At 68.9% G+C, this 13,789-nt stretch carries 10 protein-coding genes and 1 tRNA gene; 4 read left to right on the top strand and 7 right to left on the bottom strand.

All coding sequences use genetic code 11. The features are described from left to right. Positions 1-161 precede the first annotated feature (161 nt). Entirely contained in the window at positions 162-632 is a 471-nt protein-coding gene (locus tag JHN63_RS36715; RefSeq protein WP_374222977.1) for a response regulator, read from the bottom strand. Positions 633-817: 185 nt separating this feature from the next. On the opposite strand from JHN63_RS36715, the gene JHN63_RS36710 reads away from it, so the two are divergent. Together JHN63_RS36710 and JHN63_RS36705 are read left to right on the top strand one after the other, a co-directional pair. After that, a tRNA-Arg gene (locus JHN63_RS36710) sits at positions 818-889 on the top strand. 186 nt (positions 890-1,075) lie between these two features. Next, positions 1,076-1,429, top strand: coding sequence for a hypothetical protein (locus JHN63_RS36705; RefSeq protein ID WP_200689078.1), 354 nt, complete (start codon positions 1,076-1,078; stop codon positions 1,427-1,429). A gap of 98 nt (positions 1,430-1,527) precedes the next feature. Here the strand turns inward: JHN63_RS36705 and JHN63_RS36700 are convergent, their stop codons facing one another. The 5 genes from JHN63_RS36700 to JHN63_RS36680 form a co-directional block, all read right to left on the bottom strand. Further along, on the bottom strand, positions 1,528-2,850 hold the full coding sequence (locus JHN63_RS36700) for a hypothetical protein (RefSeq protein WP_200689076.1): 1,323 nt from the start codon (positions 2,848-2,850) through the stop codon (positions 1,528-1,530). A 390-nt stretch (positions 2,851-3,240) separates the two neighbouring features. Then, the gene (locus JHN63_RS36695) at positions 3,241-3,468 is read right to left on the bottom strand and encodes a hypothetical protein (RefSeq protein WP_200689074.1); all 228 of its coding nucleotides are present in this window, start codon (positions 3,466-3,468) and stop codon (positions 3,241-3,243) included. A gap of 177 nt (positions 3,469-3,645) precedes the next feature. Next, complete coding sequence (locus JHN63_RS36690; RefSeq protein ID WP_374222976.1) at positions 3,646-4,383, bottom strand: lamin tail domain-containing protein; 738 nt, start codon at positions 4,381-4,383, stop codon at positions 3,646-3,648. Between the two features lie 233 nt (positions 4,384-4,616). After that, the gene (locus tag JHN63_RS36685; RefSeq protein ID WP_200689072.1) at positions 4,617-6,146 is read right to left on the bottom strand and encodes a glycoside hydrolase family 16 protein; all 1,530 of its coding nucleotides are present in this window, start codon (positions 6,144-6,146) and stop codon (positions 4,617-4,619) included. A 181-nt stretch (positions 6,147-6,327) separates the two neighbouring features. Continuing rightward, complete coding sequence (locus JHN63_RS36680; RefSeq protein ID WP_234478244.1) at positions 6,328-8,007, bottom strand: chitinase; 1,680 nt, start codon at positions 8,005-8,007, stop codon at positions 6,328-6,330. A gap of 232 nt (positions 8,008-8,239) precedes the next feature. Here JHN63_RS36680 and JHN63_RS36675 point away from each other — a divergent pair, with 232 nt between their 5' ends. Continuing rightward, a complete protein-coding gene (locus JHN63_RS36675; RefSeq protein ID WP_200689071.1) occupies positions 8,240-9,553 on the top strand; it encodes an acyltransferase in 1,314 nt (437 codons plus the stop codon). A 97-nt stretch (positions 9,554-9,650) separates the two neighbouring features. On the opposite strand, the gene JHN63_RS36670 is transcribed toward JHN63_RS36675, so the two are convergent. Then, positions 9,651-12,032: an endonuclease/exonuclease/phosphatase family protein gene (locus tag JHN63_RS36670; RefSeq protein ID WP_200689091.1), complete on the bottom strand. Its 2,382-nt coding sequence runs from the start codon at positions 12,030-12,032 to the stop codon at positions 9,651-9,653. A gap of 401 nt (positions 12,033-12,433) precedes the next feature. Between JHN63_RS36670 and JHN63_RS36665 the strand changes: the two genes are divergently transcribed. After that, positions 12,434-13,789 (top strand): beta-ketoacyl synthase (locus tag JHN63_RS36665; protein WP_200689069.1); only part of this gene is annotated, 1,356 nt, incomplete at its 3' end.

The following is a 13,789-nucleotide window of genomic DNA, read 5'->3' as shown; positions in this document are numbered from 1 at the left end:
GGGTAGGCCAGCCGGTTTGGGCGGAGGTCCGGGATGTGGACGCGGGGGGTTGGTACGGGGAGCGGGCCGTCCCATGGCGAGGGAGCGTGAATCAGGGGCGCGTGTATAGGAGACGAGGACCCTGTCGCATGCGGGCGAGGACCCTGTCGTGCGTGGGGGCCTCAGCCGCCGCTACGCCCAGCGCGCTCACCCTCACCGGTGCTGGCACGGGCGCTGGCACTGGCGCCGAGGGCATCGCTGATGGAGAGGCCGTCCGCCGGGCCACGTGGGTCACGCCGCCCGCGCTCGATCAACTGCCGTACGAGAGTGATGAGTTCGGCAGGTTCGAAGGGCTTGGCGAGGAACGCGTCGACGCCGACGTCGAGCCCGCTGTCGACCTCGTACTGGGTACAGGCGCTGACGATGGCGAGGGGGAGGTCACGGGTCCGGGGGTCGCTGCGCAGCCGAGCGGCAGTGCGCAGTCCGTCCAGCCGAGGCATGACCACATCGAGGGTCACGACATCGGGCCGCACCTGATGGATGACGTCCAGACACTCGGCACCATCGGCCGCGGTCACGACCTCGAGACCCTCCAGCTCGAGATTGACCCTGATCAACTGCCGGATGACCTTGTTGTCGTCCACAACAAGCACCCGACCCGACGCGCCTGGCACAACTCGAGAGTAGGTCCGGACCGGCCACCGCGTCCGGGTTTTCCCCACTTCCACCCCCTGCGAGCGCCCCAACACCCCTCCCTGACCACCGGGAAACCTGTTCATGAACACCCGTAGGTAGCTGGTAGGGTTCTACCCGTCGCCGCAAACACCGCGACCGACACGCCCCCGTAGCTCAGGGGATAGAGCAACGGCCTCCGGAGCCGTGTGCGCAGGTTCGAATCCTGCCGGGGGCACTCGCCACACAGCCAGCAAGAATCACGCGCTGAGCTGAGCGGATGCCTAGATGAGAGAGCGGGAGTCAGTCTCACTGACTCCCGCTCTTTCTCGTTCTCTCTCACTGTTCGCGCACCATCTGCGATACACACGACACGGTTCCGACGCACGTGACGCATCAAGATCCCCTTCTTCAAGGAGACGGCGTGAAGCGCCTTTTCATCGGGGTTGTGCTGGCTTCGATCAGTGTCCTCACCGCAACAGGCTGTTCAGCCTCGCGGGAGGACACCTACTGGGACGCCTTTGACGCTGGCGCCCAGGTAGCCCAGGCCTACCAGCCGCCGCCCAAGGGTCCTGAGTGCACCGATGGGAGCATCACGGACACCGCGGAGTACCTCATGTCGTGCACCGGATCTGAAGAACCACCGCAAGCCACAATCCATGAAGAGTGCGGCGATCAGATGCCCGACGACGTCAGCGACCGGGCCATCTGGATGGAAGGTTGCACCGATGGAGCGAACAATTCGCCGAACTATGAGGTCTACGGAAAGCACCCCTAGGGTCCCCAAGACTGTCCCGTAAATACAAGGTGGGGATCGGAGTCATCGAGAACTCTGATGAGTTGCCGAATCCCAGGTCTTATGCCGCCGAGGCCTGCTCACGGCGTCCATAGTGGGGAAACTCGGCGCGGTGTCGAGGAGTCAGTCAGCAGCGACGTCACACCCCCGGAAACACCGAGCCTCCCCAAAGCCCAGTCGAGTGACGCAGCTTCGGCATCGCACATTCTGGCGATCAGGTTCGTCTGTTCAGGCAGAATGATCCTCCGCGGGATCACGATCGTCTCGCGAACCCTGTCGAGGGGCAGGCCCCGCCGGAACCCCTGCGCGGCTGGGCGAAGCGCGTCTTCGTCCAGGGGAAGCGGCTGGCGTCGGCGGGCCGCGTTCGAGACGATGATCCCGGCGACGTGGACGTACTCCCCCAGGAGTGGCCCCAGCAGGTCTGCGAGCGCGTCGGTCTTGGCGGCGAGCGAGAAGTCAGCGAAGGGCATCGGGAAGTGGAAGAGGCCGCTGTGGTCCTCCACCCAGATCCACGCGGTGCCCGCTCCCTGCGTCTTGGCGCATTTGCCCCGCACCTTGCCCAGGAGCCGCTTGCCCTGGTCGCTCTCTACGGTCTCCCCGGTCAGCGTGGTGCCCTGAGGAGCTCTTCCGGGGTTGACGGTCAGGCGCCTCCCTGCGCTGCTGAGGACGTCGACCGCAGCCTCCGAAGCCGCGCAATGTTGGGCGGCTTCCTCGGTCCGCTTCTTCCACGTCTGGAAGTCGTCACCGTTAAGGAGTTCGGGGAAGTCGCCTTCCCAGTAGATGTCGAGGTCCCTTTCCAGGGTGCGGAGGTGCATCCCGCAGCTTTGGCGGAACCTCTCGTAGTCCTGGAGCTTCTGGTCCTCAGCGAAGGTGACGACCTCGATGAAGACCGGGCCTATACGGACGTCTCCGGGGCCGCCGCTGGCCTTCGTCGGCTCCAACTCGACCGGGAGTCCGCGGGCCGCCCCGATGAGCGCAAGCCGGGCCTGCGTCTGGGTGTGTAGGAACCGGGACAGGGTGACGTCGCGGCGGGCATCCCGTCTGACCGAGGTAAGGCCGGGCACCTCGGCTTCCTCCAGGTAGGCATACGCGGCCCACCACCTGACCGCCTCCACCCATGCTCCCGGCTCGGCTCCGTTCATGATCTGGAGTACCGGCGCTGCTCGACCCAGACCGACGAAGGTGTCGCTGGCCTTGCCTGAGGCGGGCAAGGGGGTCACCGCCTTGGGCAGCCAGCGACTCTGGAAGAACGCAGTGAGGCCAGCCACAGCGCGTGTGGTCACCTCGTGACCTGCGGGGGAGAGATAGTTAGCGCCCTCAGGGCAACCGAACCACGCCTCCCAGTCGATCGCTCGGAGGCCCTGGTCGATCGCCAGCCATATCTCTTTGTCACGAGGGTGCATGCCCGTCAGCATGAAGGACTTGCAGACGAGAGCGCGCGGGATTTCCCCGAAGCACGGCACCTTCTTCTCGGCCGCCCCTCAACCAGTACTTTGTCCGGCGCCTACACCACAGCAACAAGCTGACAGTGCCAGGGGGCTATGCGTAAGGATGTGGACATGCCCAAACCGAAGAGCGGGTCCGGCGCGGTGTAAGTGTCGAGTCCGAGCCCCTCAGCGATCCAACGCCGTCGGGCCAGTTGGCGGGACGATGGAGACGCGCCGCGCAGGGGTGGGGCGCGGTGAGTTACTCGGGGACTCGTGGTGCTCGCCTGTCCACCCCAGCCCCAGCCCCAGCCCCAGCCAGCGACCCAACACGCCTGCCGGCCAACCCACTTGGTTCCGCGAGTGGCCCTACTTGTCCGCCCGGTACAACTTGATGTCCTTGTTCACGAACAGGTGGACGTAGCCGCATCGCCAGCAGATCAGGCCGGTGGCGTTCTCGTCGGCCCAGGCCAGTTTCATGAATTCCATGCCGGTGCTGTTGAGCAGGACGCCCCGGTCGCGGAACAGATCTCCTTGGCAGACCTGGCACTTGAGCCAGATGTCTCCCAGTGCCGCACGTACCGGCTTCTTCGCCATCGTGTGAACGCCCCCGTCCCTGCCGTGTGGTCGGCAGAACGAGGCTACCCAGACCTGCCGGACGTGCCTCGACAGGGGCGGGCACGCCAGCGGCGCGCCACCCCTGGCCGGGGAAGCGCGCCGCGGATGTCACGTCACCGCGAGGGTGTCATGACGGAGTGGTGCGGGTCGGGTCGTTCAGTGGTGGCCGCCGCCCCCGTGACCGCCGCCGTCGTTGCCACCGCCGTTGTGACCGCCACCTCCGTTGTGACCGCCACCGCCGTGACCGCCCCCGTTGTGGCCGCCACCCTGGTCGCCGCCCCCGTGACCGCCGCCGTTGTGGCCGCCGCCCCCGTGGCCGCCGCCGTTACGGCCGCCCCACGACTTGTCGTCGACGAGGCGGCGGTGGTCGTTGCGGAGGGTCGCGGTGTCGGAGCGGTTGTCCCAGACGTAGTCGCGGCGGTCCTGGTAGACGTCCTTGGCGGTGTCGCGGCCCTTTCCGGTGTGGATGCGGACGGTGGCGTGGCCGTCGAGGCGGTAGTGGCGGAAGACGTAGGTCTTGCCGTCCTTGTTCGAGAGCTTCCAGCCGTCGAGGTTGACGCTGCGGCGGTTGTGGTTGGTGATCTCCACCCACTCGTTGTTCAGCGAACGGGCAGAGCGGTCGTCCTGTCCCGGCGAGTCGGCCTGCACGCGGCTGATCTCCACGCTCGTCCGGGGCGCGCGGTCGGCCGCGGTCGCCGGCAGTGCCGCCGCGCCGACGAGAGCACCGGCCGCGAGAGCGGCTGCGGCCAGACGGCGGACGGACACGGAAGGTGAAGAGGTCACGGGTTCCCCCAGCATGGTGCGGGCACCTCCCTGGATACGGCTACGGCCGTACCCCGGGCTGTGCGGTGTGCGGGTGGCGGCCTGTTGGCCGCACACCCACACCTTCTCCACCGTGCCGACGGGATATGAGCGATACGTGGATCGTGTTACGAGTCAGTCGTATTTCCCTGACTGTCACCTGTACCGTCCATTTATGCGCGTGATGCACCAGGTTGACGCCCTGGTGAGCGGACGGGCCTTGCGGGCACTGGACCGGGTTCCGTAATCGCCAGGGTGCGCCACCCCAGGCCCGTTGGGAGCGTCACCCGAAAGTGAGTAACGGCAGGCCTCCCACCTGCATATTGTTACTGGTAGTAACAGTTCTTCGGCGTTCCTGATGCCGGGTCGCCGAACACCCCGTTCGTGCAAGGCGTGCCGCCGCTGAGCGAGCCGTAGAAGTACTGGCCGTTCGCCCCGTACGCCACCTCGTGGGTGCCGGAGAAGGAGCAAATGGCGTTCTCCGCCGCGCAGTTCGTCCAGGTCGTGAAGGTCGGGGGTGCGCCGACGAGGTAGCAGGACTTCGCGGTGCCCGGGATCGGGTCACCGAAGACCGTGTTGGTGCAGGAGGTGCCGGCCGGCAGGGTCGCGTAGCGGTACGAACCCGCCGCGCCGTACGCGACCGTCATCACGCCGGAGAAGGAGCAGGTCGTGTTCTCGGACGCGCACGGGGACCAGACGTTCGTCGCCGGGGGTGCCGTCTCCGCGTAGCAGGACTTCACCACCCCGGAGGACGGGTCGCCGAAGACTCCCGTGGTGCAGGGAGTTGAGCCGGTTGCCGTCGTGTAGTTGAAGCGGCCGTTCGCTCCGAAGGCCACGGCCGACGTGCCGTTGAGTGCGCAGGTTCCGTTCTCGGCCGCGCATGGAGTCCAAGTGCCGGGCAGGGCTTGGCTGGTGGAGCCCGTGGCGCTTCCCGTCGTGGTGTACGCGGCCACGTAGTCGACGCTCAGTGTGCCGCCCGATGTCGTCGAGGACGTGGGCGTGATGCAGCCGCAGGCCGCGTCGGGGAACGCCCCGCCCATCGCCAAGTCTAGGATGATCGACTGGTTGTGGTCGAAGGCCGCCTGCCAGGTGGCGGTGCCCACCTGGGCCTCGGTGACCGTGTAGTAGGCGCTGCCGTCCAGGTAGAAGGTGATCGTCTCCGCTGCGGTGTCGGTGCGGTCGAGGATCATCGAGTACGTGTGGAAGCCGCTCTGGCAACCCGGACAGGCGCGCAGGCCGCTGCTGATTCCCGTGCCCTCGTTGCAGGGGCCGCCCGGGGAGGTGCCGCAGTGGATCGTGCCGGCCACGTCGGAGAGGGCGTTGACGTCCTCCATGATGTCGATCTCGCCGTTCTCCGGCCACTGGCCGGGGCCCAGCATCCAGAACGCGGGCCAGTAGCCCAACCCGCTTGCGGGGCCTGGCTGTTGGATGGAAGCGGTGACCTCCAGCTGGCCGCCGGCCGGTGCGCCCACGTTCGCGGTCGGGGTCTGGATCCGCCCCGAGGTCCATGAACTGCCGGAGCCCAGCGCGGTGATGTTCAGGTTGCCGTTGCCGTCGAGGTGGGTGTTGGCGGTCGAGTCGGTCATCGTCTCGATCTCACCGGTGCCGAAGCTCGAACCCGGGCCGGTGTCGAACTTCCAGTCGGCCGACGAAGGGGCCGATCCCGCCGAGCCGTTGAAGTCGTCGGTGAAGACGGTGGACCAGCCGGAAGGGGCTCCGGGGGCGGCCGCGGTCGCGGGCTGGGTGGTCGTGACGCCGTAGAGCAGGGCCACGATCGGAGTCAGGGCCGCCAGCCAGATCACTTGCCTCGTGCGCGGCGGGCGTACGGTCGTGCCGGTCTTCCTCGATCTGAACATCGTCCGGCCTTCCTCGTGAGACACGTGAGACACATGAGTCTCGTGAGTCTCGTGAGACTCGTGAGACTCGTGAGACTCGTGAGATGAGTGCTGTTGGGCTTGGCGGAACCGGGGGAACTCGACGGCCGGCGGATTGAAACGTTCAACCCGTCGGCCGCGAAGAGCCGAGCCGCCTCACCGACTACTGCACGTAGCAGGACTTCGCGGTGCCGGAGATTGGGTCTCCGAAGACCCCGTTGCCGCACCCGGTGGACCCGGACACGGACCGGTACACGTACCGTCCGGCCGCGCCGTACGCCACCTCGTGGGTGCCGGAGAAGGTGCAAGTGCCCTCCTCCGCCGCGCAGTTGGTCCACATGGCGAAGGACGGCGGTGCGCCGATCAGGTAGCAGGACTTGGCGGTGCCGGCGGCCGGGTCGCCGAAGACCGCGTTGGAGCACGCCGCACCGCCGGGCAGGGTCGCGTAGGTGAACGAGCCGCCGGCGCCGTACGCCACCGTCATCACCCCCGAGAAGGCGCAGGTGCCGCCCTCGGACGCGCAGGACGTCCAGACGTTGGTCGCGGGTGGGGCGGCCTGGCCGTAGCAGGACTTGGCCGTGCCGGAAATCGGGTCGCCGAAGACCGCGTTGGTGCAGGGCGTGGAGCCGGTCTCCGTCGCGTAGTTGAACCTGCCGCTCGCGCCGTACGCCACGGCCGTCGTCCCGCTGACCGCGCACGTGCCGTTCTCGCTCGCGCACTGGGCCCAAGTCCCCGGCAGGGACTGCACAGTTGAGCCCGTGCCGCCACCGCCACCGCTGCTGCCGGAGGTGAACGCCTGGAAGATGCGCGCGAAGTCACCCGAGTTCTGGCTGACCCCGCTGCACGTGCTCTGCGCCGAAGTCGAGCCCGCGCAGCCGCCGTTGTCGCGGTTCTGCGACCAGTACGACGTGAGCGCGATCCCCCGCGAGGCGTCGAAGGCCTCCACGCTGCGGGCGTTGCCGAGGGTGAAGACCTCGCCCGCGCTGTCGTTCTGGCCGATCATCGGGATGTTGCCGAGCTTGGCGTACGCGGCGGACGTGGAGATACCGAACGCGCTCGCGACCTGGCCCGCCGCCGCGTCCACGGCCGTGTTGGCCGCGTTGCCCATGTCGGTGCCCGAGGAGCCGTAGTTCATGGTCATGAGGTTGACGACGTCCGGGGTGAAGCCGTTGGAACGGGCGTTGTTCAACACGTTGACGCCGTCGCCGGACAGGCCGCTGGGGAGGGCGGGGAGGGTGACGGAGATCGACAGTGCGCGGCCGTTACTGGCGGCCCAACTGCGCACCTGGGCAAGGGCCTTGTCGCGGCGGTCGATGCCGGTGGAGTTGGTGAGGGACGCCGACTCGATGTCGAAGTCGACGTGCGAGAGGTTGAAGGTGGTGATGACGCTCTCGATCTGCGCGGCCGCCGCCTCGGGGCTGGAACAGGAGTCGCCGATCTCGGTGAGCGCGGTGTCGGAGGTGTAGCCGCCGAAGGACACGGAGACGTCGCCGCCCAGGCCGCGGATGCCGTCGATCTGCGACTGGAGGGCGGACCGGACCGGCACCTGCCACTGGCAGCCGGGGCCGTCGACGAACGCGGCGGTGAAGAACTTGGTGCCGTAGTTGTTGGCTACGTCCGTGAGGGAAACGTTTCCCGAGCCCGCGTCGAAGTACGGCGCGAAGACATGGGCGGGCCAGGCGTTCGGGGCGGAGGCCGCCGACGCGGGTGCCGCCGAGGTGAGTCCGCCCGCCGCGAGAGCACCGGTCAACAGGGCGGCGGAGAAGAGGGATCGGAGCGGGGAGCGGGGCAGGGAACGCAACAACGAGCCGGGCAGGGAACGGGATCTCGATCGGGTACGCATGCGCGACCTCCAGGGAGGAGTGGGGGGTGAATCGATTCAATCCCTGATCGATATTGGTGCAGACCAATTCGATGTGTGGGCTCAGGGAAGCAGCGTTGACAGGAGCGAGTCAAGGCAAGGGCGGGTCAAGAGAAACGGGCGCCGGGCGCGGGTGTCGTGACGGGCACGGATTGGTTGCGGGAGAGCGCACGTCCGCCCCAACTGCCCTGTGTCCACGGCACCATGGCGTCCCATGGGGGACTTGAGCGGGGGCCGGGATCGCTACGTCGACTTTCTGCGGGCGTGGGCGATCGTGCTGGTGGTGTTCGGGCACTGGCTGATCACCGGGTTGGTGCGCGCGCCCGACGGGGCCATCAGCGCACCGGAGTTGCTCGCGACCGTGCCCTGGACGCAGTGGCTCACCCTGGGTTTCCAGATCATGCCGCTGTTCTTCCTGGCCGGCGGCCACGCGGCGGGCGGCTCCTGGGCCCGTGCCCGGGCCGAAGGCCGTACCGCCACCGGATGGGTGGGGCAGCGTGCGCTACGGCTGCTGCTGCCGGCCGGGGTGTACAGCGGGCTGGTGCTGACCGCCGTGGCGATCTGCTCGGCGGTCGGGGTGGACCCCGGCATCCTCGCGCTCGTCGGGTGGGCCATGGCCATGCAGTTCTGGTTCCTGCCGGTGTATCTGCTGCTGAGCGCGGCAACTCCGTTGCTGCATACGGCACATCGGCGCTGGGGGCTGCGGGTGCCGGTGGTGATGGGCACGGTCGCGCTCGTCGCCGACCTGTTGGTGGTCACCGTGCACGCACCCGTCGTAGGACTGCTGAACTACGTGCTCGTATGGGGCGTCGCCTATCAACTGGGCTTCTGCTGGCGGGACATGCTCCTCACCGAGCGGTCCGCCCTGCCCGCGTTCATGGCTGCGGGCGGTGCGCTCGCCTTCGCCGCGCTGGTCTGGCTCGGGCCCTTCCCGGTGAGCCTGATTCTCGTCACCGGGCAGAGTCCCAGCAACACCAATCCCCCGTCAGCGGCCATGCTGGCGTGGTCAGTTGGGCAGGTCGGGCTGGCGCTGCTGCTCGCGCCCGCGCTGCGAGAGCTGCTGGAGCGCCCTCAACTCTGGCGGCTGGTAAGGCCGTTGGGCGGTGCCAGTATGACGCTCTACCTGTGGCACATGCTGCCGGTGCTGATCGTCGCCGCGGCCTTCTATCTCACCGGGCTCGCTCCCGAACCGGCGTATGGGTCCGGGAGTTGGTGGGTGCTGCGGGTGCCGTGGCTGGTTGTGCTCGGGGGCGTGTTGGTGGGGGTCGTAGGGGCGCTGCGGCCGTTGGAGCGGGCGCTCTCCGTGGTCTACGAGCGGACGCGGCCCGGTGATCTCCCGCGTCGGCCTTGGGCGTTGTGGGGCGGGATGGCGGCGAGTGTGAGTGCGCTGATTTGGTTCGCGGGGCATGGGTTCGCCTACGGCGGGCGGTTTCCGGTGCTGCCTGCGCTGGGGTTGGCCGTGGGGGTCGGGCTGGTCATGGTGACGGGGCGGAGTGTGGTGGACCGGGGTGTGCGCCTTGGCGTCTGAGGGGCTTGTGTGTCTTGCGAGTGCGGGCGCGTTGTAGCTGGCCGGGACCGGCAGGGCACGCCCCATAAGGGGGTGCCCTGCCCGGCCTGCAACAGCGTTAGTGCCTACCGCACTTCGACACGTCGATCCGGACGATCTGCGGGTCGTGGTCGCTCGCCTGGTCCGCGAACTCCGCGTTGATGTGCACGACGTCGTAGTTGAAGGACGTCACCGCGGGGCTGGTCAGGATGTGGTCCAGGGTCTGGGAGTTGCCGTCGTAGACGTAGGTGTAGCGCTCGGCGGCGGGGAGGGTGGTGATCAGCGGCTTGAGGACCTTGTCGGCCGTCAGCGTGGTCACCGTCTGGGAGAACTCGTAGTCGTTCAGGTCGCCCAGCACGATCGCCTTGGCGTTCTTGTCCGCCGCGAGCAGGGACTTGACGAAGGTGTTGACCTCCGCCGCCTGGGCCGCGCGCTGGGTCTCGGAGCTGCGGGCCGGGGGCTGGTAGCGGCCGTGGATCGGCTGGTCGCCGCCCTTGGAGATGAAGTGGTTGGCGACGACGAAGACCTGCTCGCCCTGGAAGGTGAACTCGCCGACCAGCGGCTTGCGGCTGTCCTCCCAGGCCGCGTTGGTCGGGTCGATCCGGCCCGGGGAGTAGGTGAGTTCGACGCCGTGGCGGGTCCTCACCACGCTCGTCGCGGTGGTCGCGTCGCCGCCCTTGTGGTCGGTGAAGGAGACCCGCTTGGGGTTGAAGAGGAAGACCTGACGGATGTTGCCGCCGGGCTCGCCACCGTCCGCGTCGTTGGTCGGCGAGATGTAACGCCACTTGTAGACCGGGCCGCCGGCCGCGCGGACCGCGTCCGTGAACCGCTTCAGGGTGCCCTCGGCCGTCACCGTGCCGTCGTTCGTCGCGCCGTTGTCGTCCTGGATCTCCTCAAGTGCCACGATGTCGGGCGAGTTGAGGTTGACCGCGACGCCCTCAGCGAGCCGGTCGAACTTCTCCTGGGTGTCGAGCGCGTCCAGGTTCTCCACGTTGTACGTGGCGACCGCCAGCTCGTCCTTCTTCTGACGGCGGGTCACTTCCTGCTTCAGGCCGTTGTCGACGAGAGTGCCGAGCTGGGTGGCCTGGACGTTGTAGCCGCCGTAGGTGGAGTAGTCGAGGGGACCGGTGGTCACACCTGACAGTTCGTCACCGACGTTGGCGGCGGGGAAGGTTGAGGTGGTGTCGAGCGACATGACCTCGATACGGCCGGTGTTGGGCTGGTCGTAGGAGGAGTAGAGGGTGCCGCCGCGGGCGGTGGCGTTCTCGTCGGGCTTGACCGTGACCCACAGCTCGCCGTAGGCATCCGAAGCGCCGACCACGCGGGCGTCCGCGAACGTGACCCGCATGCCCTCCAGGGACTCGAAGAAGTCCTGGGCGTAGACGGTCGGTTGGAGCGCGAGGGACTCGATGCTGCCGCCGGACGCGGTCGGGATGTAGGCGTCCGGGACCGAGGTGGCGTCCAGCGTCACGGCGTCCGGGAGGGCGTTGCCGCTGGAGAGGACCGTGGTGGTCGGGCCGGTGATCTCGGTGTTCGACTGGCTGGTGCTGCTCGGGTAGTACTCGCTGACCTTGCCGGTGACCAGGACCGAGTCGCCGACCGCCACCGTGGGCTTGGTGGAGCCGGTGTAGACGAAGACGGCCTCGCTGGTGCGCGGGTCGGTGTCGGGCGTCGGGTCCTGGATCCAGTAGCCGAGCGAGCCGCTGGAGCGGACGCCGGTGACGAGGCCCGGGACGCGGGTGACCGTCTGGCCGGCGTACGGCGAGAGGCGGGTCGTGCCCTGGATGTCGTGCACGCGGACCGTGCCGGGGTCGGTCGGCGAGCCGCCGTCGCCACCGCCGCCGTCGCCCGAACCGGGCGTCTGGCCCGCCGAGTTGACCGGTGACGGGGTGCCCGCGGTGAAGTCCGCCGCGTTGTCGTCGGTGTCGGCGAGCGAGTCGGCGCGGGCGACCGCGGCCGTGTTGGAGGCGCCGGTGGCCGGGCCGCTGCCCTCGCGGACGACCGCGGTGCCGTAGCCCGTCAGGTCGACGATGCGGGTGTCGGCCGCGCAGTCCGCGGCGGTCTTGCAGGTGAGCGCGGTGGTGCCGGAGACCAGGGCGATCGTGCCGGTGGTGGCGCTCATGGCGATCGAGCCGCCGGCGTCGGTGGTGGGCAGCGCGGTGGTGCCGCCGCTGCCGGTGCCCTCGCCGACCAGGTAGCGGGCGCCGGGGGCGATCGCGCCGGTGAGGGCGGTGACCTGCCAAGTGGAGCCGGAGGAAGGCGTACCGGGCAGGTACTGGACGCTGTAACCCGACAGGTCGTAGGCCGTGGAACCGGCGTTGCCGAGTTCGACGAAGTCCCGGGTCAGGGTGGCTCCCGAGTTGCCACCGCCGCCGTACACCTCGGCAATCACCGCCGAGGCGGAGGGAGTTGCGGACGCGGCGGGCAGGGTGGTGAAGGCGAATGCTCCCGTCGCGCCCACCGCGACGATCGCTTGGGCGGTGCGGCGGGCGCGGGGTCTGCGCCCTTCAGGTCTGGACACGCTGGCGGTCTCCTCGTACTTCGTCTAGCTGCCGATACCGGGTGCCTGTGGGGAGTCGGCTCAAGTTACGCGCGTAGAAAGGGAGTTGCCAGAGGGCCTCGCGTTAAATCCAGGGAACAAGTGAGTGTGAGGGCGGGAGCTACGGACGCGAAAGTGATGTTCCACACATAAGCGCGGTGATCAACTCGGACAACTCGCTTTATTCGGGCGGATCTTGGGAGCCTGGAGGGTGCAACAGGTTCAGTTTTCAACCGTGGCTTTTTCCGATTTGATCCCGTTCACTTCGGGATGGTTTGCCGTAGGGCATAAGCCCGTTCCGTCCCCGTGGAGTACGTAGAGATATGTCCAATTCATCCGATTCATCGCAAGTTCCCTTCGCTCCGCACCCGGTGAGCGCGGCCGAGGTCATCCCGGGTGATCTGATCGCCCTGACCCCCGACGACGCCGAACGCGCCTGCTGGTACGTCGTCACCCACACCCTCCCCGAGACCCCCGAGACGATCCGGGTCACCCTGCGGCCGCCGCTCGGCGGGATCGACCACGACGAGGTGCTCGGCCGCGACCGGCGGGTCACCAGCGGGGGCCGGCGGCTGGACGTCGGGGCGGTGCCGCGGCTCGTCTCCGACGACCTCGCCGGTGCCGCGTTCCGGGAGGGTGACCGGGTGACCTCGCTGCGGGTGGTCGATCCCGGGGCGGACGAGGTGTCGTACGAACGGCGTTGGGGCGTGTGGCATCGCGACCTCGACGCGGCTACGGAGGACGTCGCCACCGACGCCGAGGTGCGGGGATGGGCGGACGCGGAGACCGTCGTACGGCATCGTCCGCGGCCGGAGCGGGTGGCGGCCGTGGGTGGGCCGCGGCGGGTGGTGGTCACCGGGCTGGGGGCGATCACGCCGCTCGGGGTCGGGGTCGACGAGCTGTGGCGGGGGCTGCTCGACGGGCGGCACGGGATACGGGAGCTGGACGGGGAGGAGTTCGCGGAGCTGCCCGTGCGGGTGGCCGGGACGGTGCCCGTCGATCCGGCGGAGTTGCTGCCGCGGGCGGCGGCGCGGCGGATGAACCGGGCCGCGCAGTTCGCGGTGCTCGCCGCGCGGGAGGCGTGGGGTGACGCCGGGTTCGTGGCGGGCGGCACACGGGAGAGCGGGCTCGATCCGGAGCGGGTCGGGGTCAGTCTCGGGGCGATCCTCGGGGACGCGTCCGTCCTCGTCGGCGGCGACCGCAAGCTGCGCGACAAGGGGCCGCGCGCGGTCTCGCCGCTCACCACTCCCATGACCGTGCCCTCGCAGGCCGCGTCCCAGGTCTCCCTCGATCTGCACATCACCGGGGAGGCGCGCACGGTCACCGCGGCGTGCGCCTCCGGCACCGAGGCGATCGGGGCGGCCATCGACCGCATACGGTACGGCCGGATCGACGTCGCCCTCGCGGGCGGGGCGGAGGCGGTCGTCACGCCGGCGATCATGGCGTCGTTCGCGGCGATGCGGGCGTTGTCCACGCGGGGGTTGGCGGACGGCTCGTCTCCGTCACGGCCGTTCGGGAAGGACCGGGACGGGTTCGTGAACGGGGAGGGTGCGGGGGTGCTCGTCCTGGAGGCCGAGGAACACGCACGCGCGCGTGGGGCGCGGATCTACTGCGAGGCGGCCGGGTGGGGGTTGTCCGCCGACGCGCATCACATGGCGGCGCCGGATCCGTCGGGGGCG

Origin of the sequence: Streptomyces sp. MBT65, from assembly GCF_016612545.1 — a bacterium.
GTDB lineage: Bacteria > Actinomycetota > Actinomycetes > Streptomycetales > Streptomycetaceae > Streptomyces.
This window is presented reverse-complemented; position numbering and strand designations above follow the sequence as displayed.